The sequence below is a fragment of the Arthrobacter sp. KBS0703 genome (assembly GCF_002008315.2).
Taxonomy (GTDB): domain Bacteria; phylum Actinomycetota; class Actinomycetes; order Actinomycetales; family Micrococcaceae; genus Arthrobacter.
The window spans coordinates 3,046,068-3,066,962 of sequence record NZ_MVDG02000001.1 but is presented as its reverse complement, the minus strand read 5'-3'; the positions used below and the strand labels follow the sequence as shown (position 1 = coordinate 3,066,962).

At 66.0% G+C, this 20,895-nt stretch carries 19 protein-coding genes and 1 pseudogene; 17 read left to right on the top strand and 3 right to left on the bottom strand.

Features of this window, described 5'->3' with window-relative positions; all coding sequences use genetic code 11:
- Positions 1-114 precede the first annotated feature (114 nt).
- The 13 genes and pseudogenes from sucC (at position 115) to B1A87_RS14175 (ending at position 13,929) form a co-directional block, all read left to right on the top strand.
- Complete coding sequence (gene sucC / locus B1A87_RS14235) at positions 115-1,284, top strand: ADP-forming succinate--CoA ligase subunit beta (RefSeq protein WP_078028540.1); 1,170 nt, start codon at positions 115-117, stop codon at positions 1,282-1,284.
- A gap of 11 nt (positions 1,285-1,295) precedes the next feature.
- Positions 1,296-2,198 carry a succinate--CoA ligase subunit alpha gene (sucD, locus tag B1A87_RS14230; protein WP_078028541.1) on the top strand — a complete coding sequence of 301 codons (903 nt, stop codon included), beginning with the start codon at positions 1,296-1,298 and terminating at the stop codon, positions 2,196-2,198.
- A 194-nt stretch (positions 2,199-2,392) separates the two neighbouring features.
- Positions 2,393-2,776: a helix-turn-helix transcriptional regulator gene (locus tag B1A87_RS14225; protein WP_078028542.1), complete on the top strand. Its 384-nt coding sequence runs from the start codon at positions 2,393-2,395 to the stop codon at positions 2,774-2,776.
- Entirely contained in the window at positions 2,760-3,233 is a 474-nt protein-coding gene (locus B1A87_RS14220; protein WP_078028543.1) for an SRPBCC family protein, read from the top strand. The genes B1A87_RS14225 and B1A87_RS14220 overlap by 17 nt, the downstream gene beginning before the upstream one ends.
- 192 nt (positions 3,234-3,425) lie before the next feature.
- On the top strand, positions 3,426-3,830 hold the full coding sequence (locus B1A87_RS14215; RefSeq protein WP_078028544.1) for a tautomerase family protein: 405 nt from the start codon (positions 3,426-3,428) through the stop codon (positions 3,828-3,830).
- A 233-nt stretch (positions 3,831-4,063) separates the two neighbouring features.
- Entirely contained in the window at positions 4,064-5,077 is a 1,014-nt protein-coding gene (iolC, locus tag B1A87_RS14210; RefSeq protein WP_078028545.1) for a 5-dehydro-2-deoxygluconokinase, read from the top strand.
- Positions 5,074-6,009 (top strand): deoxyribose-phosphate aldolase, encoded by a 936-nt coding sequence (locus B1A87_RS14205; RefSeq protein ID WP_078028546.1) that lies wholly within the window; start codon positions 5,074-5,076, stop codon positions 6,007-6,009. Before iolC ends, B1A87_RS14205 begins: the two co-directional genes overlap by 4 nt.
- A 3-nt stretch (positions 6,010-6,012) precedes the next feature.
- A pseudogene (gene iolD, locus B1A87_RS14200) lies at positions 6,013-7,974 on the top strand (3D-(3,5/4)-trihydroxycyclohexane-1,2-dione acylhydrolase (decyclizing)).
- Between the two features lie 48 nt (positions 7,975-8,022).
- The gene (locus B1A87_RS14195) at positions 8,023-9,540 is read left to right on the top strand and encodes a CoA-acylating methylmalonate-semialdehyde dehydrogenase (protein WP_144275821.1); all 1,518 of its coding nucleotides are present in this window, start codon (positions 8,023-8,025) and stop codon (positions 9,538-9,540) included.
- Positions 9,541-9,571: 31 nt separating this feature from the next.
- Positions 9,572-10,483, top strand: a complete 912-nt coding sequence (locus B1A87_RS14190; protein ID WP_078028548.1) for a sugar phosphate isomerase/epimerase — start codon at positions 9,572-9,574, stop codon at positions 10,481-10,483.
- 35 nt (positions 10,484-10,518) lie between these two features.
- Positions 10,519-11,532: a Gfo/Idh/MocA family protein gene (locus B1A87_RS14185; RefSeq protein ID WP_078028549.1), complete on the top strand. Its 1,014-nt coding sequence runs from the start codon at positions 10,519-10,521 to the stop codon at positions 11,530-11,532.
- 88 nt (positions 11,533-11,620) lie between these two features.
- Positions 11,621-12,496: a sugar phosphate isomerase/epimerase family protein gene (locus B1A87_RS14180; protein ID WP_078028550.1), complete on the top strand. Its 876-nt coding sequence runs from the start codon at positions 11,621-11,623 to the stop codon at positions 12,494-12,496.
- A complete protein-coding gene (locus tag B1A87_RS14175; RefSeq protein ID WP_144275820.1) occupies positions 12,493-13,929 on the top strand; it encodes a sugar porter family MFS transporter in 1,437 nt (478 codons plus the stop codon). Before B1A87_RS14180 ends, B1A87_RS14175 begins: the two co-directional genes overlap by 4 nt.
- Before the next feature lie 129 nt (positions 13,930-14,058).
- Here B1A87_RS14175 and B1A87_RS14170 read toward each other — a convergent pair whose 3' ends face one another.
- Positions 14,059-14,508, bottom strand: a complete 450-nt coding sequence (locus B1A87_RS14170; protein WP_078028551.1) for a MarR family winged helix-turn-helix transcriptional regulator — start codon at positions 14,506-14,508, stop codon at positions 14,059-14,061.
- A gap of 157 nt (positions 14,509-14,665) precedes the next feature.
- Between B1A87_RS14170 and B1A87_RS14165 the strand changes: the two genes are divergently transcribed.
- Both B1A87_RS14165 and B1A87_RS14160 read left to right on the top strand, forming a co-directional pair.
- Positions 14,666-15,889 carry an MFS transporter gene (locus tag B1A87_RS14165; protein ID WP_078028552.1) on the top strand — a complete coding sequence of 408 codons (1,224 nt, stop codon included), beginning with the start codon at positions 14,666-14,668 and terminating at the stop codon, positions 15,887-15,889.
- A gap of 37 nt (positions 15,890-15,926) precedes the next feature.
- Complete coding sequence (locus B1A87_RS14160) at positions 15,927-16,760, top strand: aldo/keto reductase (RefSeq protein ID WP_078028553.1); 834 nt, start codon at positions 15,927-15,929, stop codon at positions 16,758-16,760.
- A gap of 8 nt (positions 16,761-16,768) precedes the next feature.
- Here B1A87_RS14160 and iolB read toward each other — a convergent pair whose 3' ends face one another.
- Both iolB and B1A87_RS14150 read right to left on the bottom strand, forming a co-directional pair.
- On the bottom strand, positions 16,769-17,671 hold the full coding sequence (iolB, locus tag B1A87_RS14155; protein ID WP_078028554.1) for a 5-deoxy-glucuronate isomerase: 903 nt from the start codon (positions 17,669-17,671) through the stop codon (positions 16,769-16,771).
- Between the two features lie 41 nt (positions 17,672-17,712).
- Entirely contained in the window at positions 17,713-18,453 is a 741-nt protein-coding gene (locus B1A87_RS14150; protein ID WP_078028555.1) for a GntR family transcriptional regulator, read from the bottom strand.
- Between the two features lie 334 nt (positions 18,454-18,787).
- On the opposite strand from B1A87_RS14150, the gene B1A87_RS14145 reads away from it, so the two are divergent.
- Both B1A87_RS14145 and B1A87_RS14140 read left to right on the top strand, forming a co-directional pair.
- On the top strand, positions 18,788-19,786 hold the full coding sequence (locus B1A87_RS14145; RefSeq protein ID WP_139362838.1) for a substrate-binding domain-containing protein: 999 nt from the start codon (positions 18,788-18,790) through the stop codon (positions 19,784-19,786).
- A gap of 54 nt (positions 19,787-19,840) precedes the next feature.
- Positions 19,841-20,893, top strand: coding sequence for an ABC transporter permease (locus B1A87_RS14140; RefSeq protein WP_078028556.1), 1,053 nt, complete (start codon positions 19,841-19,843; stop codon positions 20,891-20,893).
- Positions 20,894-20,895 lie beyond the last annotated feature (2 nt).

The window sequence follows — 20,895 nt, the reverse complement described above, 5'->3', positions numbered from 1 at the left end:
GCGCGGCTCGTTTCCTGACCTGCCGCAGGGCGCGTTTATTCCGCAGCCCGGTAACCGCGAGAACGTGGGGTCCGGCTGTACAGAAACTACTTCGACGTAGAAGGACACTAAACCGTGGACCTGTTTGAATATCAGGCGCGCGATATGTTCGAGGCGCACGGTGTACCCGTGCTTGCTGGCATCGTGGCGCATACCCCTGAAGAAGCAAAGGCAGCTGCCGAGAAGATCGGCGGCGTAACTGTCGTCAAGGCGCAGGTTAAGGTCGGTGGCCGCGGTAAGGCCGGCGGCGTCAAGGTGGCCAAGTCCGCCGATGAGGCGCTTGAGCACTCCACCAACATCCTGGGCATGGACATCAAGGGCCACACCGTTAACAAGGTGATGATTGCCCAGGGTGCGGATATTGCCGAGGAATACTACTTCTCCGTCCTGCTGGACCGGGCCAACCGCAACTACCTGGCCATGTGCTCGGTTGAGGGCGGCATGGAAATCGAGCAGCTCGCCGTCGAACGCCCCGAGGCGCTCGCGAAGGTTGCCATCGATCCCGCCGTGGGCATCGACCAGGCCAAGGCCGACGAAATCGTCGCCGAAGCCGGCTTCCCCGAGGAACTGCGCGGCAAAGTCGCCGCCGTCATCCTCAAGCTCTGGGACGTCTTCAAGAAGGAAGACGCCACCCTTGTGGAGGTCAACCCGCTGGTGAAGACCGGCGCGGGCGACATCGTTGCCCTCGACGGCAAGGTGACCCTGGACGAGAACGCCGAGTTCCGCCACGCCAAGCACGCCCTCCTCGAAGACAAGGACGCTGCAGATCCGCTCGAGGCCAAGGCCAAGGCGCAGGACCTGAACTACGTCAAGCTCGACGGCGAAGTGGGCATCATCGGCAACGGTGCCGGCCTGGTCATGTCCACCCTGGACGTTGTTGCCTACGCCGGTGAAAACCACGGCAACGTCAAGCCCGCCAACTTCCTGGACATCGGCGGCGGAGCTTCCGCTGAGGTCATGGCTGCAGGCCTCGACGTCATCCTCGGCGACGCGCAGGTCAAGTCCGTGTTCGTGAACGTCTTCGGCGGCATCACCGCCTGTGACGCCGTCGCCAAGGGCATCGTCGGTGCGCTGGCCGAGCTGGGCCACAACGCGAACAAGCCGCTGGTAGTCCGCCTCGACGGCAACAACGTTGAGGAAGGCCGCCGCATCCTGGCCGAGGCCAACCACCCGCTGGTTACCCTGGCCGCCACCATGGACGAGGGCGCCGACAAGGCCGCCGAGCTCGCCAACGCAGCTAAGTAAAGGGACGCACCATGTCTATCTATCTGAACAAGGACTCCAAGGTCATCGTCCAGGGCATCACGGGCGGCGAAGGCACCAAGCACACCGCCCTCATGCTCAAGGCCGGCACCAACATCGTGGGCGGCGTCAACGCCCGCAAGGCCGGCACCACCGTCCTGCACGGCGACACTGAAATCAACGTCTTCGGCACCGTCAAGGAAGCCATGGCTGAAACCGGCGCCGACGTCTCCATCGTCTTCGTGCCGCCGGCATTCACCAAGAACGCTGTTGTTGAAGCCATCGAGGCCGGCATCGGCCTGGTCGTTGTCATCACTGAAGGCGTGCCGGTCCAGGATTCCGCCGAGTTCTGGGCACTGGCCCAGTCCACGGTGGACGCTGACGGCAACCAGGTCACCCGCATCATCGGACCGAACTGCCCCGGCATCATCACCCCCGGCGAGGCACTCGTCGGCATTACGCCGAACAACATCACGGGCAAGGGCCCCATCGGACTGGTCTCCAAGTCCGGCACCCTGACCTACCAGATGATGTACGAACTGCGCGACCTGGGCTTCTCCACCGCCATCGGCATCGGCGGCGACCCCGTCATCGGCACCACCCACATCGACGCCCTGGCCGCGTTCGAGGCTGACCCGGAAACCAAGGCGATCGTGATGATCGGCGAAATCGGCGGCGACGCCGAAGAGCGTGCGGCCGACTTCATCAAGGCCAACGTCACCAAGCCGGTCGTCGGCTACGTGGCAGGCTTCACCGCTCCGGAAGGCAAGACCATGGGCCACGCCGGCGCCATCGTCTCCGGTTCCGCCGGTACCGCACAGGCTAAGAAGGAGGCCCTCGAGGCCGCAGGCGTGAAGGTCGGCAAGACGCCGTCCGAGACCGCCAAGCTGCTGCGCGAGGTCTACGCAACCCTCTAAGCTCTCCCCAAAGCAACGCGGGGTCACTTTTCGCATTTCCACCCGGTGGATTCGGCGAAAAGTGACCCCGCGTTGTTTGTTTTGACCCTTGCGCGGAATCCGGCACGGGCCTAATGTTGTTAACAACCAATTGGTTGATCAACAACTTAATTGATTACAGCAGCGCACTGATACACGAGAACGAATCCGGGGCAATGACAGTGGATACCGGGAACGACGACGACCTTCTGAATGCGGCCTTCCTGGCGCTCTCCGATCCCGTCCGGCGCCGTCTCATCTCCCGGCTCAGCCGGGGGCCAGCCACCGTCAATGAACTGGCCGAACCCTTCGCGATCACCAAGCAGGCGGTCTCGAAGCACATCCAGGTCCTCGAGCAGGCACAGCTGGTCACGCGCAGCCGCGATGCCCAGCGCCGGCCCGTCCACCTGAATCCCGCACGGCTCGAAGCGCTCACCGCGTGGATCGACCAGTACCGGCTGGTCCGCGAGGCGCAGTTCCGCAGCCTCGATGCCGTACTCCGCTCCAATGCCGCCCCGGCGGCGGCAGTGAAAAGGACCGACAATGAGCAACCCACTTAAACTCACCGTCCCCGACGGCGTCCCGTTCATCGACTTCGAGCGGGAATTCGATTTCCCGGTTGCCGACGTTTTCCGCGCCCACAAGGAGCCCGGGCTGATCAGCCAGTGGCTGGGCCCGCGGAACACGAACATCGACATCGACCACTATGATTTCCGCTCCGGCGGCACCTACCTCTACAACCACACCGGTCCGGACGGTGTGACCTACGCATTCAGCGGCATCTTCCACACCGTCCGCGAGAACGACTTCGCCATCCAGACCTTCGAGTTCAGCGGCTACCCGGACATTGTCAGCATCGAATTCATGAACTTCGAGGACCTGGGCGGCGGCCGTTCCAAGATCAGGGGGCATTCCGTCTACCCCAGCATGGAAGCCCGCGACGGCATGGCCCAGTCCGGCATGGAAGGCGGCATGACCGAGGGCTACGAGCGCCTGGACGAGCTGCTCGCCAAGTGATTTCGGCGCACCGGCGAGAACTCCGAAGCCGATAATTCCAGAAGTACGACGGCGGGCGGTCACCTTCTGCGCGAAGGTGACCGCCGCCGTCGTACGTCTTTAAGAAGCGCTCCAAATGCGGCCGGCCCGCGCCTGTACGCCGGTCCCGTGAGTTTGATAGTATGTCAGGACAAACTAGCAAGGGAGCGGAACATGCCACTGGTTCGAATCGACGTCAATGCAGGCCGCAGTCCGGAAGAGCTGGCTAGTCTAAGCCGGGGCATCCACGATGCCATTCTGGCCGAATACGGCATCCCCGAGCGAGACTACTTCCACATCCTGACCGAGCACCCGGCCGGGCAGATCGTCGCGCAGGACGCGGGCCTGGGCTTCGACCGCACGGCGGACGTGGTCATGATCCAGATCTTCACGCAGGGTGGCCGCAGCCAGGAGGCCAAGCAGTCACTCTTCGCCGCCGTGGCGGACCGGCTCGGACAACTCGGCGTTGCCGGTGAGAACGTCTTCATCGGCTATGTGGAAAACACCGCCGGCGACTGGTCGTTCGGGTTCGGCCGCGCGCAGTACGTCACGGGCGAGCTTGCGGTACCCAAGAAGTAGCCAAGAGGCAGGCCCGGCCCAGGTCTGGCGGCCTTGGCCGTTAGAGCGGTCTAATTGCGTTCCAACCGCGCGGATGCAAGTTGTAAATATGTCAGTACAAACCTTTGACAGGACATGAATTCTAGGGCAAAGTAGTGGATGTGGTCCCGCTCACGGGGGCCGCGAGGCACCGTAGCCCTGGCCGTTCGGCTGCTTAGAGGTACAGAGTTCAAACAGAAAGGTCCACGATCACCGTGACCCACGAACTGCTCACGATCGGGCGCATCAGCGTTGATATCTACCCGAACGACATTGGGGTGGACCTGGAGGACGTGACGTCCTTCGGCAAGTACCTCGGTGGCTCCCCGTCCAATGTTGCCGTGGCCGCTGCCCGCCACGGCCGCCGCGCGGCCGTCATCACCCGGACAGGAGATGACGCCTTCGGGAACTACCTGCACCGCGAACTGCGCAAGTTCAACGTGGACGACTCGTTCGTCACGCCGGTGAAGGAATACCCCACGGCCGTAACCTTTTGTGCGGTCAAGCCGCCCCACGATTTTCCGCTGTATTTCTACGGCCGCTTCCCCACGGCGCCGGACCTGCAGATCAAGGCCGACGAGCTGGATCTCGAGGCCATCAAGGGTGCCGGGATCTTCTGGTCCACCGTGACCGGCCTGTGCCAGGAACCCAGCCGCGAGGCGCACATCAAAGCCCATGAGGCACGGCCCCGCACCGAGCTGCGCGAAGGCCAGTACACCATCCTGGACCTGGACTACCGCCCCATGTTCTGGGCCTCCGAGGAGGAAGCCCGCGCCGAGGTTGCCAAGGTCCTGCCGCACGTCACCGTGGCCATCGGCAACGACCAGGAGTGCGCCGTCGCCGTCGGTGAGGGAACCCCCGACGAGCAGGCGGACCGGCTGCTCGCCGCCGGCGTGGAAATCGCCGTCGTCAAACTCGGGCCCGAAGGCGTCATGGCCAAGACCCGCACCGAGCGCGTGGTCTCCGCCCCCGTGCCGGTGGAAACCGTCAACGGCCTCGGTGCAGGAGACTCCTTCGGCGGCGCCTTCTGCCACGGACTGCTGTCCGGCTGGCCGCTGGCCCAGGTGCTCGACTACGCCAACGCCGCGGGCGCGCTCGTCGCCTCCCGGCTGTCCTGCGCCGATGCCATGCCGACGCCGGCCGAGGTCACCTCGCTGCTGGCCGAACGCGGACGCCTGGTCCCCGGCAAGAATGCCAGCCAACTCGCCCCCGAAGGAGCGGCCCTGTGAGCCTCAATCCCGGTACCGCCACCCTCTCGGTGGATGACGACCCCCGCCGCTACGCGCACCTCAGCGCCATCCGCCTGGAAGATCCGGACGCCGTTGCCCGCGCCGCCAAGGCCCGGCGCCGCCACCCCGGCCCCAGATCCGGCAAGCAGAACTTCATTGTTGCCGCCGACCACCCGGCACGCGGCGCCCTGGCGGTGGGCAGCGATCCGGTGGCCATGGCGGACCGCCGCCAGCTCCTGGACCGGCTGCGGATTGCCCTGGCCAACCCGGACGTGGACGGCGTGCTTGCCTCACCGGACATCATGGATGACCTGCTGCTGCTCGGAGCGCTGGACGGCAAGCTGCTGTTCGGTTCGATGAACCGCGGCGGGCTCACCGGACTGGTCAACGAATTCGATGACCGGTTCACCGGCCACACGGCCGCGGCCCTCGAGGCGCTCGGAGCCGACGGCGGCAAGATGCTCACCCGCATCTGCCTCGGGGACCCGGACACCGTGTCCATGCTGGAGGCAACGGCCAAGGCCATCGATTCGCTCGCCGAGCGCAGGCTGATCGCCATGGTGGAGCCGTTCCTCTCGGTCCGCGAGAACGGCAGGGTCCGTAACGACCTCTCCACCGACGCCGTGATCAAGTCCGTGGCCATCGCCGAAGGCCTGGGATCCACCAGCGCCTACACCTGGATGAAGCTGCCCGTCGTGGCCAACATGGAACGCGTCATGGCCGCCACCACCATGCCCACCGTGCTGCTGGGCGGGGACCCCGAGGGCACCCAGGACGAAGTCTTTGCCACCTGGGAAGCCGCCCTGGCCCTTCCCGGCGTGCAGGGACTCACCGTCGGACGGACCCTCTTGTATCCGCAGGACGGCGACGTTGCCGGCGCCGTCGCCGCGGCCGCCTCCCTCCTCACGCACACCACAGAAGTATCGGAGTAAACGATGGGAACAGGAACCCGCCGAATGACCGTGGCCCAGGCCGTGGTGGAGTACCTCTCCAAGCAGTACACCGTTGACCGCATCGGCAGCGAGGACTACCGGGAACGCCTGATTCCGGGCACGTTCGGGATCTTCGGCCACGGCAACGTGGCCGGCGTCGGGCAGGCGCTGAAGCAGTACCAGGCCGCCGACCCGACGATCATGCCCTACTACCAGGGCCGCAACGAGCAGGCGCAGGCGCACCAGGCAGTGGGCTACGCCCGCCACACCCGTCGCCGCCAGACGTTCGCCATCAGCACCTCGATCGGGCCCGGATCCTCCAACCTGCTCACCGGCGCGGCACTGGCCACCACCAACCGCCTGCCCGTGCTGCTGCTGCCCAGCGACACCTTTGCCACGCGCGCTGCGGACCCGGTCCTGCAGCAGCTCGAGCAGCCCTATGCCTACGACATCACGGTCAATGACGCCTTCCGTCCGCTGTCCAAGTTCTTCGACCGGGTCTCCCGCCCGGAGCAGCTGTTCTCCGCATTCCACCACGGGCTGCGGGTCCTGACGGATCCGGCCGAGACCGGCGCGGTGACCATCTCGCTGCCGCAGGACGTCCAGGCCGAGGCCTTCGACGTGCCCGAGGAGTTCTTGGCCGAACGCGAGTGGCGCATCCGCCGGCCCGACGCGGACGACGACGACATCCGCCGTGCCGCCGAAGCCATCCGGGCGGCAAAGCGCCCCCTCATCATCGCCGGCGGCGGCGTCCTGTACGCCTACGCCAACGACGAACTGGGCAGGTTCGTGGAACTCACCGGCATTCCCGTGGGCAACACCCAGGCCGGCGTCGGCGTCCTGCCCTGGGACCACAAGCTCTCGCTCGGAGCCATCGGCTCCACGGGCACGACGGCGGCCAACGCCATCGCTGCCGAGGCGGACCTCATCATCGGGATCGGCACCCGCTACGAGGACTTCACCACCGCCTCGCGGACCGCGTTCCAGAACCCGGACGTAAAGTTCGTCAACATCAACGTCGCCGCCATCGACGCCTACAAGCACGGCACCACGCTGCCCATCGTGGCCGACGCCCGGAAGGCCCTCATCAAGCTGAACCAGGCCCTGGGCGGCTACCGTGTGGGCGCCGACCTGGAACAGCAGGTCGCCGCGCAGAAGAAGCGCTGGGACGCCACCGTGGACGAAGCGTTTGGCACGCGGTTCACGCCCCTGCCGGCGCAGAACGAAATCATCGGCGCCACGAGCCGGGCCATGGACGCCCAGGACGTCGTCATCTGTGCTGCCGGCTCGCTCCCGGGCGACCTGCACAAGATGTGGCGCGTGCGTGACCCGTTCGGCTACCACGTCGAGTACGCCTACTCCTGCATCTGTCTCTTATACACATCTAGATGTGTCGTCAAGCGCGCATCTAGATGTGTATAAGAGACAGAGGCGGCAGCGGGCGGCGCCCAGCGCGACGTCGTCGTGATGGTGGGGGACGGCTCCTACCTGATGATGCACACCGAACTGGTCACCGCCGTCGCCGAGCGCATCAAGCTGATCGTGGTCCTGATCCAGAACCACGGCTACGCTTCCATCGGATCCCTCTCCGAGTCCCTTGGCTCCCAGCGTTTCGGCACCCAGTACCGTGCCCTGAACGAGGAGCAGCACAGCTTCGACGAAGGCGAGACCCTCCCGGTGGACCTGGCCCTGAACGCCGAAAGCCTCGGCGTGAAGGTGATCCGGATCGAACCGGGGGAGAAGGTCATTGCCGAACTCGAGCAGGCCATCCGCGACGCCAAGGCCGCACCGGAACGCGGCGGCCCCATCCTGATCCACGTCGAATCCGACCCGCTGCTGGACGCCCCGAGCTCCGAATCATGGTGGGACGTGCCCGTCTCCCAGGTTTCCGACCTCGACTCCACGCAGCAGGCCTTCAAGGCCTACACCGACCACAAGAGCCGCCAGCGCAAGCTGCTGGGCTGATCCCCTCCGCGAACAACAGCACCCTTCGACCACTCAAGGAAGAGTCCCATGACTGCCATAACTGACCAGAGCACCACCACGATCCACCACTTCATCAACGGCGCCGAGACCGCCGGCGAAGGCAGCCGCACCCAGCCCGTCTACAACCCCGCCACGGGCGCGGTCAGTGGCAAACTGCGGCTGGCGAACCGGGCCGACCTGGACACCACCGTTGCCGCGGCCCGCGCCGCCGCTGACAGCTGGGGCGACATCTCCCTGGCCAAGCGCACCACGGTGCTGTTCAAGTTCCGCGAACTCGTCGCCGCCCACGTTGATGAACTGGCCGAGCTGATCACCGCCGAGCACGGCAAGGTCCTCTCCGACGCCAAGGGCGAAATCGGCCGCGGCCTGGAGGTCATCGAGTTCGCCTGCGGCATCCCGACCCTGCTCAAGGGCGACTACTCGGACCAGGTCTCCACCGGCATCGACGTCTTCTCCTTCCGCGAACCGCTCGGCGTCGTGGCCGGCATCACGCCGTTCAACTTCCCCGTGATGGTGCCGCTGTGGATGGCGCCCATGGCCATCGCCACCGGCAACGCCTTCATCCTCAAGCCCTCCGAGCGCGACCCCTCCGCCTCGATGCTGCTGGCCAGGCTGTGGAAGCAGGCCGGCCTGCCCGACGGCGTCTTCCAGGTCCTGCACGGTGACAAGGAGACCGTTGAGGGACTCCTGACCCACCCGGACGTGGACGGCATCTCGTTCGTCGGCTCCACCCCGATCGCCCAGTACGTGCACGAGACGGCCACCAAGCACGGCAAGCGGGTCCAGGCCCTGGGCGGTGCGAAGAACCACGCCATCGTGATGCCCGACGCCGACCTCGACAACGCCGCCGACCACCTGGCCGCCGCCGCCTTCGGTTCCGCCGGTGAACGCTGCATGGCCATCTCCGTCGCCGTCGCCGTCGGCGATGCCGCCGAACTGCTGGTCAAGAAGGTCGAAGAGCGCGCCCTGGCCGTCAAGGTCAACAACGGCACCGCGCCCGACGCCGAAATGGGCCCGGTCATCACGCCGGCGTCCAAGGAACGCATCGTCAAGATCGTCACCGAGGCCGAAGCCGCGGGCGCCGCCATGGTGGTGGACGGCCGCGACCTCGTGGTTCCCGGCCACGAAGAAGGCTTCTGGGTCGGCCCCACCGTCCTGGACCACGTCAAAACCGAAATGACCGCCTACACCGAGGAAATCTTCGGCCCGGTCCTCGTAGTCGTCCGCGTCGACGACCTCGACGCCGGCATCAAGCTCATCAACGCCAACCCCTACGGCAACGGCACCGCCATCTTCACCTCCTCCGGCGCGAACGCCCGCAAGTTCCAGCGCTCCGTGCAAGTCGGCATGATCGGCATCAACGTGCCGCTGCCCGTCCCGGTGGCCTACCACTCCTTCGGCGGCTGGAAGGCCTCGCTGTTCGGGGACAAGCACATCTACGGCCCCGAGGGCGTCTCCTTCTACACCCGCGGCAAAGTAGTGACGTCGCGCTGGCCCGAGCCCACCCACGCCTCCGGCGCCTCGTACAACTTCCCGTCCAACTGAGTCCGGGCCCAAGAAGAAAGACAACGCTGTCATGACTGAAAACAAGCTGATCATCGGCACGGCACCGGACTCCTGGGGCGTCTGGTTCGCGGACGACCCCAAGCAGACACCGTGGGAGCGGTTCCTCGACGAAGTGGCCGAATCCGGCTACAAGTGGATCGAACTCGGCCCCTACGGCTACCTGCCGAACGATCCCAGCCGGCTGGCCGAGGAGCTCAAGGCCCGCGACCTTAAGGTCACCGCAGGAACCGTGTTCACCGCGTTCCACCGCGGACTGGACCAGTGGGAAACCGCCTGGGAGCCGGCCCGCAAGGTTGCCGAACTCACGGCAGCCATGGGCGGCGAGCACATCGTGGTCATCCCGGCCATGTGGCGCGATGACGTCACCGGCGAGGCGGTGGAAAGCGGCCAGCTGACGGAGAAGGCCTGGAGCGACCTGTTCGCCGGCCACAACCGCCTGGGCAAGACCCTGCTGGACGACTTCGGCCTGAAGCAGCAGTTCCATTCCCACGCCGATTCCCACGTCGGGGCCCAGGAAGACATCGAAACCCTGCTGGCCGCCACGGATTCGAAATACCTGAACCTGTGCCTGGACACAGGCCACGCCGAATACTGCGGGGCCTCCAGCCTCGAGCTGATCAAGAACTACCCGGACCGCATCGGCTACCTGCACCTGAAGCAGATCAACCCGGACATCCTCAAGAAGGTCAACGAGGAAAACATGACCTGGGCCGCAGCCAACCTCGCCGGCGTCATGACCGAGCCGCCGAACGGGCTGCCTGACCTCCGCGCCGTCATTGAAGCGGTGGAGGCACTGAACCGCCCCATCTTCGGCATCGTGGAGCAGGACATGTACCCGGTGGCCTTCGACGTCCCCATGCCGATCGCCAAGCGCACGCGCAACTACCTGCTCTCCTGCGGCTCCCGCACGGCCGTCAACTAACCGCCGCCTGGCACCCGAAACGTAAGGAAATGACAATGACTGAAACCCTTCGCGTCGCCGTTATCGGCGCCGGCCGCATGGGCGCGGACCACATCCAGCGCCTCAGCAAGCGCATCCACGGCGCTGAAGTCGCCGCCGTCGTCGATGTCGACCTCGCCCGTGCGCAGGCCGCCGTCGAGGGCATTCCGGGCGCGGTGGCCCTGGCCGACGCCGAGGAAGCCCTCAACAACGGCGACGTCAACGCCGTCCTGATCGCCACGCCCGGTTTCCTGCACGAGGACATCCTGCTCAAGGCAATTGCCAAGGACATCCCCATCCTGTGCGAGAAGCCGCTCACCCCGGACGCCGCGTCGTCCTGGAAGATCGTCCAGGCCGAGGAAAAACTGGGCCGCAAGCGCATCCAGGTGGGCTTCATGCGCCGCTTCGACGCCGAATACGCGGCCCTCGGCTCCATGATCCGCAGCGGCGAGCTCGGCGAACTGCTGATGCTCCACCACCAGCACCGCAACCCGACCACCCCCGCGGGCTTCACCAACGAGATGCTGATCAACGACTCGGTGGTGCACGAGTTCGACGCCATCCGCTTCTTCACCGGCGAGGAAATCACCAGCGTCCAGGTCCGGCTGGGCAAGGCCACGAAGAACGCCCCGGCCGGCCAGCACGATCCCCAGCACGTCCTGATCGAGACCGAGTCCGGCGTCCTGGCCGACGTCGAAATTTACGTCAACGCCAAGTTCGGCTACGAAGTGGCCACGCAGGCCTCCTTCGAAGACGGCATCGTGAGCATCGGCGGCGACACGGGTCCGTACACCCGCAGCGCCGGCCGCTGGGGCGGCAACGTCACCCCCGGCTTCGAAGAGCGCTTCGGCGCCGCGTACGACGTCGAAATCCAGGCCTGGGTGGACGCCGCCCTTCGCGGCGAGATCGGCGGCCCCACCGCCTGGGACGGCTACGCCACCGCCGCGTGCTGCGAAGCCGGTGTTGAGGCGCAGAAGAACGGCGAAAAGGTCGCCGTGAAGCTGAACTCCAAGCCCGCCCTCTACAGCTGAGAACGACGGGAAGGGGCCGGCACTTGCCGGTCCCTTCCCCTCCTTCCGGTCCTTTGCACAAACTGACTGATCCACAATGGAGTGCCCCGTGAAAATTGCCCTCGACCCCACGCCTTTCCACCACAGCCACAGCCTGCTGGAATTCCCCAAGGTGGTGGCGGACCTCGGCTACAAGTACATGCAGATGACGCCGCACGCCGATTTCATTCCGTTCTTCAACCACCCCAAGGCTGACGACGAGCTTGTGGGCCGGCTGAAGAAGTCATGCCGGGATGCCGGGATCGAAATTGCCTCGGTCCTGCCGGTGCTGCGCTGGTCCGGTCCGGACGAGGACGCCCGCGAGGCCGCCGTCCGCTACTGGAAGCGCGCCATCCAGATCACGGTGGACCTGGGCGTGGGCACCATGAACACGGAATTCAGCGGCCGCCCGGAGAAGGCAGAGGAATCCGAACGCGCCTTCTACCGCTCCATGGAAGAGCTGCTGCCCATCATCGAACGCGAAGGCATCGACCTCCTGATCGACCCGCACCCGGACGACTTCGTGGAGGAAGGCCTCGCCGCCATCCGCGTCATCCGCGGCCTCAACTCCAAGAACGTTGGCCTGGTCTACGTGGCCTCGCACAGCTTCCACATGCAGAACGCGCCCCTGGACATCATGCGCGCCGCGGGGGACAAGCTCCGCCTCGTCCACGTTGCCGACACCATGGACCACCACGCCTCGCACGGGCTGCGCTACATCACCAACCCGCCGGGCAATCCCGTGCGCGTGCACCAGCACCTGAAGATCGGCGACGGCGACGTCAACTGGGACGAGTTTTTTGGCGGCCTGAAGGAGATCGGCTTCCTCGACAGGGACAACTCCGTCATGGTGTCCAGCGTCTTTGCGGAAAACGACAACGCGCAGGACGTCTCGCGGTACCAGCTGGAGACGATGAAGCAGTACGTGCAGAAGGTCAGCGTATGAGGCAACAGGAAGACACCCGCGCAAGCTCTGAAACGACAGAAACCCCGGTACGGGCGGCGGCCGCCGCCAATCCCAAGGGGTTCTTGCGGCGGGTTGCCCTGTTCTCCACCTTTGGCGGGCTGCTGTTCGGCTACGACACCGGCGTCATCAACGGTGCACTGCCGTTCATGCAGCGCGACCTTGGGCTGACGCCGCTGACAGAAGGGCTGGTCACGTCCACCCTGCTGTTCGGCGCGGCGTTCGGCGCCATCACCGCCGGCCGGCTGTCGGACCGTTTCGGCCGGCGCAGGACCATCATGGGGCTCGCCCTGATCTTCGCCGTGGCCACCGTCGCCTGTTCCATTGCGCCCACCACGGAACTCCTCGTCGCCGCCCGCACGCTCCTCGGCCTGGCGGTCGGCGGGGCATCGGTGATCGTCCCCGTGTATCTGGCGGAAATGTCGCCGGCGGCCCAACGCGGGCGCATCGTCACACAGAACGAGCTGATGATCGTCACGGGCCAGTTCCTGGCGTTCACGTTCAACGCCGTGCTGGGCAATGCCTTCCCGGAGGCCTCCCACGTCTGGCGGTGGATGCTCGTGATCGCCACGCTGCCGGCGGTGGTGCTCTGGTTCGGAATGCTGGTGCTGCCCGAGAGCCCGCGCTGGCTGGCCTCGGCAGGACGCTTCGGCGAGGTCCTGGACGTGCTGCGGAAGACCCGCGCGGCGGAGGACATCTCAACCGAGTTCGACGAGGTTCGCCAGGCTGCCAGGGAAGACTACCAATCCAAGCTCGGAACCTTTCGGGACCTCACCGTTCCCTGGATCCGCCGGATTTTCGTGGTGGGCCTGGGCATGGCCATCATCAACCAGATCAGCGGCGTCAACGCCATCATGTACTACGGCACCTCCATCCTCTCCAGCTCCGGATTCGGGGACCAGGGCGCCTTGCTCGCAAATGTCGTCAACGGCGTCACTTCCGTGGTCGCCGTCATCGTCGGCATGTCCCTGATGACCCGTGTGCCCCGGAAGTCCATGCTGATTGTCGGCCTGGGCGGAACGGCGTCCTCGCTGCTGGCCATCGGCCTGATTTCGATGCTGATCCCGGAAAGCACTTTCCGGGGCTACCTCGTGCTGCTGTTCATGGTGACGTTCCTGGCCTCCATGCAGTCCTGCATCGGCACGGTCACCTGGCTGACCATGTCCGAGATCTTCCCGCTGCACGTCCGCGGGATCGGCATGGGCATCTGCGTGTTCGTGCTGTGGATGATCAACTTCCTGATCGGCTTTTTCTTCCCGCAGATGGTCGCCTGGGTCGGCGTTTCAGCGACGTTCTTCGGCTTCGTGGCCATCCAGCTGGCGGCCATCGTCTGGGTGAAGCGCGTGGTGCCCGAGACCAAGGACAAGAGCCTCGAGGACCTCGAGCACTACTTCAAGCAGCTCGCCGCCAAGTAGGCCTGGCCGGACAGCCAAAGAAGCCCCGCCCCGCATCAGATGCGGTGCGGGGCTTTTGGCTGTCCACTATTTACCTGTCCACCGCTTGCCGGGCCGTCAGTTGCCGTCCAGGCGGCTGGCTCACAGCGTTTAGAGGCGGGCGTGCAGCCGGGGGAGGGCGTCCACCAGCGTGGCCAGCTCGGGGACTTCCTGGGCCTCGGCCAGGGTCCGCTCCAGCGTTGCATCGTGCACCGGGCGGGCCTCCTCCAGCAGCTTGATGCCGTTTTCCGTGAGCTCGGTGTAGATGCCGCGGCGGTCGTCGGCGCAGAGGATGCGCGTCAGCAGGCCGCGGTCCTCCAGCCGGTTGACCAGCCGGGTGGTGGCGCTCGCGCTCAGCGCGGTTGCCCGCGCCAGCTGCTGCATGCGCATGTGCCAGCCGTCCTGCCGGCTGAGCGCGTCCAGCACGGTGTACTCCACGACGGACAGCTGCGCCCCGGCCTGCAGCGAGCGTTCGAGTTCCGCCTCGATCAGCCCGTGCAGCGCCGCGAGGGTCCGCCAGCCCTGCGCGCGCACTTCCACGGCGTCGTCCTTGATGCCCATCGTTCTTCCTCCTTCAGCGTGCCCGGCAGTTGACGGGGCAGCTTAAATAAATAGTTGCTTGCGCGTGATATCTGCTTGTGCAACAATAAATAACGCGTCTGCAACTAGTAGCGTACGCGCCCCACTCCATTCCGTACAGTTCCTAAGGAGCACCTTCATGCCTATTGGCCTGATTGCCCTCGCCCTCGGCGGGTTCGGCATCGGACTCACCGAGTTCGTCATCATGGGCCTGCTGCCCGAAGTGGCCGCGGACTTCCGGGTCAGCGAGGCCTCGGCGGGCTGGCTGATCTCCGGCTACGCGCTCGCCGTCGTGGTCGGAGCACTGGGGCTGACCGCCGCGGTGACCCGTTTCGAGCGGAAACCCGTGCTCGCCGTCCTGCTGGTTCTGTTCATCGCCGGCAACCTCATCTCCGCCGCGGCCCCCGACTACTGGACCATGATGATCGGCCGCATCGTGGCAGCCCTGGCGCACGGCGCCTTCTTCGGCATCGGCGCGGTGGTGGCCGCCGGCATGGTGGCCCCCACCAAGAAGGCCGGAGCCATCGCCATCATGTTCACCGGGCTGACCGCCGCCAATGTGCTCGGCGTCCCCTTCGGCACCATGCTGGGCCAGGCCGCGGGCTGGCGCTCCACCTTCTGGGCCATCACCGGCATCGGCGTGTTGGCCTTCGCCGGGATCCTGGCCCTCGTGCCGAAGGCCGGCCACGGTGACACGGCGCCCGGCGGATTGCGGAGCGAACTGCGCGCATTCCGTTCAGGCCAGGTCTGGCTTTCAATCCTGGTGACCATCCTTGGCTACGGCGGCATGTTCGGCGCCTTCACCTACATCGCCTTCACGCTCACCCAGATCTCCGGATTCGCCGCGCCCACCGTCCCCTGGCTGCTGATCGTGTTCGGCGTGGGCCTCTTCATCGGCAACACGCTCGGCGGGAAGGCTGCCGACCGGAACGTGGACCGCACGCTTCTCGTCGTCCTGTCGGTCCTGGTGGTGGTCCTCGTGGCCTTCGCCCTGACGGCCGGCAACCAGACCCTCACCATCGCCTCCCTGGTGCTGATGGGCGGGTTCGGCTTCGCCACCGTGCCGGGCCTGCAGATGCGGGTCATGAAATACGCCGAGGGCGCCCCCACCCTCGCGTCCGGCGCCAACATCGGCGCGTTCAACGTGGGCAACGCCCTGGGTGCATGGCTGGGCGGCGTGACCATCACCGCCGGCCTGGGCTACACCTCGCCCATCTGGGCCGGTGCCGGCATCACGCTGCTGGGCCTGGCCGTCATGGCCTTCGCCGCGGCCAAGGCCCCCGCCACGCCGCGCCCCGTCACCGCTCCGGCAGATTCCGACGCCTCCGACGCACTCGCTCCCGCGGTGCCGGCCGCCCGCTGATCCAGCCAAGCACCACAAACAACAGGAGAGAACTTCCATGAACACCGCCCCGATCCCCACCGTCACGCTCAACAACGGCGTCCGGATGCCGCAGCTCGGCTTCGGCGTCTTCCAGGTGCCCGACGACGACACCGCCGCCGCGGTCAGTGCGGCTCTTGCCGCCGGTTACCGGAGCATCGATACCGCCGCCATCTACGGAAACGAGGCCGGCACCGGCCGGGCCCTGGCGGAGTCCGGGATAGCCCGGGAGGAACTGTTCGTCACGTCCAAGGTGTGGGTTGCAGACCTCGGCTACGACGCCACCCTTGCCGCCTACGAGTCGAGCCTGGAAAAGCTGGGCCTGGATTACCTGGACCTCTACCTCATCCACTGGCCGGCTCCGGCCACGGACGGCTACCTCGAGTCCTGGCGGGCCCTGGAAAAGCTGCTGCGGGACGGCCGGGTCAGGGCGATCGGCGTGTCCAACTTCCTGCCGGAGCACCTGGAGAAACTGATCGGCCTGGGCGGAACCGTCCCGGCGGTCAATCAGGTGGAGCTGCATCCGGCGCTCCAGCAGCGGGACGTCGCCGCGTCCAACGCGGCCCACGGCGTAGCCACCGAGGCGTGGAGTCCGCTGGCGCAGGGTGCCGTGCTGGGGGAGCCGGCCGTCACCGCCATCGCCGCGGAGCACGGTGTGTCGCCCGCCCAGGTGATCCTCCGCTGGCACCTGCAGCAGGGCCGCATCATCATTCCGAAGTCGGTCACTCCGGCGCGGATCCGCGAGAACCTGGACCTGTTCGGCTTTGAGCTGGCGGACACCGAGCTGGCCGCCATCGATGCACTCGAGCGCGACGGCCGGACCGGCCCGCATCCCGCTGAATTCAACGGGTAAGCCGGGCGCTAGCCGCGGAACGGCAGCCGGGGATCCACGTCCTGGCCTTCCCAGCTCTGGCGGACCCACCCGTGGTGGGGGTCGTCGCTGATGAGCCAGTCGCGGACGCGGCCGGGGCCGGCCATGACATTGAGGTAGTACAGGTCGTAGCCGGGCGCGGCCATCGCCGGACCGTGCCAGCCGTAGGGGACCAGGACCACGTCGCCGGTGCGAACCTCCGCGGCGACATCGATGGGCCGCTCGTCCGAGGCATAGACCCGCTGGTAGCCGATGGCGTCAGCGTCCTCCCCGGGCCCGGCGATGCCGGGAAGATCGGCCACCCGGGTCTCGAAGTAGTAGATCTCCTCGAGGCGCGTCTCGCCGTCGTTCTCCTCGTCGTGCTTGTGGGGAGGGTAGGAGGACCAGTTGCCGGCGGGGGTGATCACCTCGCACACAATGAAACGGTCCGCCTCCAGCGCGGCCGGCGTGCCAAAGTTGTGGACCTGGCGCGAGCAGTTTCCGGCGCCGCGCAGCTCCACGGGCGTCTCCGCCGCGGTGATCAGGCGGGTGGGGTACTGGACCTTGGCGGGCGCCGTGGCGACCGCGACCCGGCCGCCGTCGGACGAGCTGACAGTGACGGCCTTCCCCGTTCCGGAATACAGCACATCGGAGGGGCCGCTGAAGACACCGGCGCGGCCGGCCAGCTGGTACTTCTCACCGTCCACGGTCACCGTGAAGGCGCCGCTGAGCGGAATCACGATCCGTTCCTCGCCCGCGGCGGGGAGTTCGACGGCGGCACCCGGGGCCAGCGTTGCCACCTTCAGTCCCGTGTGCGCCCACCCGTCGACGCGGAGTCTGGAGTCCGCCGTTCCCAGTGAGATGTCCCAGCAGCCTTCGGCTGCGCTGCCCAGCGGATATACCCAGTCGGCCATGAATGTGTTCTCTTTCAGATCGTGTCGGCTGCGCTGAGTGTCTAGCGCTGCACAAGGGTCATTTCAAAGCTGTACGAATCGGCGCGGTACACATGGTGGCCCGTCTCGACGTTCCGGCCGGTGTCGTCCACGGCGGTGCGCTCCATGGTGACCAGCGCGGAGCCCGGCTCGGTCTCGAGGAGCGGGGCCTGGTACCCGTTGGCCACCATCGCCCCGATCCGCTGCGTGGCCAGCCGGAAGTTGACCCCGCCGCTGCGCAGAATGCCGTAGAGGCCCTGGGAACCGAGCAGTTCCTCATCGATCCGCGTGATGTCATCGCGGACCCAGTTCTCCATCAGGGCCAGCGGCTTGCCGCCCACCTTGCGCAGCCGGGTGAAGTGGTAGACCTTCGCGCCTGCCGGGAGGTGCAGCGCCTGCCGCGTGGCGTCGTCGGCCTCGATGTGCGCGAACGTCAGGACCTCGGTGGTGGGCTTGCTGCCGTTGTTGGTGAGGTCGTCATAAAGGCTGGACAGCTCCAGGGGCCGGCGGACCTGGCTCGAAACCACCTGGGTGCCCACGCCGCGCTTCCGGACCAGCAGCCCGGAGCGGACCAGCTCATCCATGGCCTTGCGCATGGTGGGCCGGGAGAGGTTCAGCTGGGCGGCGAGATCTATTTCATTCTCCAGCCGGCTGCCTGGCTCCAGGAGCCCGGTGTGGATCGCGGCCTCGATGCCCTGGACCACCTGGTGGTACAGCGGCACCGGCGACGACCTGTCGATGCTGAGGTGAAGTTGGTTCGCCATTGAGTGCTCCCTTAGTGCTGCGGGCCGTCCTGCGTCCAGGAATTCGTATGTTCGGTGCATGTTCGCTTGATAGGACATACTGCCTTTTTGATAATAGCAGTGAGTTGCAGCCGGTCAAGGGTGCTCGCGGGCCCTTTTTGGACCGCTGCGCGGACGGCGCAACGGGCTCGCAGCGGGCTTCGGCTTCGGTCCCGGCGCCGGATCTCGTTAAAACATCCTAATGTCAGGACAAACTATTGACATCTGTGGCCTGAATCACCATGATCGGTGTAGCAGGCTTGCTGACCCCGCATTGTGGCGGTGGTCGCGGCCCCGAAATCAAAGGAGATAAATCGTGAAGAACTTTTCCTGGCGGAAGACGGCTTTGGTAGCGGCCGTCGTGCCGATGCTGGCGCTCAGTGCATGTTCAAGCACCGGCGGTAAGCCCGCAGACACGGGCAATGCGGCTGGCGGTGGGGGCCAGGCAGCCAGCACCGCACGCATCAAGGTCGCCCTCATCACCCACGCTGCGGCGGGCGACACTTTCTGGGACATCGTCCGCAAGGGCGCCGAGGAGGCGTCGGCCAAGGACAACGTTGAAATCCTCTACACGTCGGATCCTGAAGCCGGCCGCCAGGCCCAGCTCGTGCAGCAGGCCATCGACCAGAAGGTCGACGGCATCGCTGTCACCCTCGCCACGCCGGATGCCCTTAAGGACGTCCTGAAGAAGGCGGCCGACGCTGGCATCCCCATCGTGAGCCTCAACGCCGGTGAGGGCATTTCGGCGCAGTTGGGAGCATTCACACACTTCGGTTCCAATGAGAAGCTCGCCGGCGAGGCTGTCGGCACCAGGCTCGCGGCAGGGGGCTACAAGCACCCGGTCTGCGTGATCCAGCAGCAGGGCCACGTCGGCCTTGAAGCGCGCTGCGCCGGCGTCAAAGCCAAGGTGCCCGGAACGGAAATCCTTTATGTCGACGGCAAGGACATGACCGCCGTTCAGTCCACCGCCACCGCCAAGCTCCAGGCTTCCAAGGACGCCGACGTCATCATCGGCCTCGGCGCCCCCATCACTCTCACGCTCCTCAAGTCGGTCACGGATGCCGGAAGCTCCGCCAAGGTTGCAAGCTTCGACCTGAACGCGGACCTCGCACAGAAGATCGTCGACGGAGCTGTTCTTTTCACTGTGGACCAGCAGCCGTGGCTGCAGGGGTACATGTCCGTTGACGCTATCTGGCAGAACAAGCGCGGCGGATTCAAGCTCGGCGGCGGCCAGTCGGTCCTCACCGGCCCGAGCGTCGTCGACAAGAGCAATGCGGCTGATGTCCTGAAATTCGCCCAGCAGGGTATCCGCTAACAGCCCGCTGGCCGGGCCGGCCCCGCGCCGGCTCGGCAGCAAGGAAGAATTATCATGACCATTACACAGACAAAGCCAAAGCCCGCGGCGCCCGATGAGCGGGTCGCCAAGCGCAGCCCGTTCCAGAAACTTCTCGGACGTCCGGAGGTCGGCGCCCTCGTGGGCGCGATCGTCCTCTTCATTTTCTTCGCGTTGGTGTCCCCGACGTTTACCCAGCCGAATGCCTTTGCGACCATTCTGTACGGCAGCTCCACGATCGGCATTATGGCCGTCGGGGTGTCCCTGCTGATGATCGGCGGAGAGTTTGACCTTTCCACCGGTGTGGCCGTGATCAGCTCGGCGCTGACGGCGTCAATGTTCAGCTGGTACTTCAGCACGAACGTGTGGGTCGGCGTCCTCCTGGCCTTGGTGGTGTCGCTGTCCATCGGCTTCATCAACGGCTGGATTTTGATGAAGACCAAGCTACCGTCCTTCATTGTGACACTGGCGACGTTCCTCATGCTTACCGGCCTGAACCTGGGCCTGACCCGGCTGATCGGCGGCGGGGTGTCCTCGCCGTCGATCTCCACAATGGACGGCTACAAGGGTGCGCAGGCGGTGTTTTCCTCCTCGGTGAACATCGGCGGCGTCGACGTGAAAAACACGGTGTTCATCTGGTTCGCGCTCGTGGCGGTGGCCTCATGGGTGCTGCTGCGCACCAAGGTGGGCAACTGGATCTTCGCTGTCGGCGGCGATGCGAACGCCGCCCGCGCCGTGGGTGTTCCCGTCAAGGCGACCAAGATCGGTCTGTTTATGGCGGTCGGTTTCTGCGGCTGGATCCTGGGCATGCACAACCTGTTCGCCTTCGACGCCGTCCAGTCCGGCGAAGGCGTGGGCAACGAATTCCTCTACATCATCGCCGCGGTCATCGGCGGCTGCCTCCTCACCGGCGGCTACGGCTCGGCCGTGGGCGGCGCGATCGGCGCATTCATCTTCGGCATGGCCAACAAGGGCATCGTCTACGCCCAGTGGAACCCGGACTGGTTCAAGTTCTTCCTGGGCCTGATGCTGCTCCTGGCCACCATCGTGAACCTGATCGTCAAGCGCCGCGCAGACTCAAGTAAGTAAGG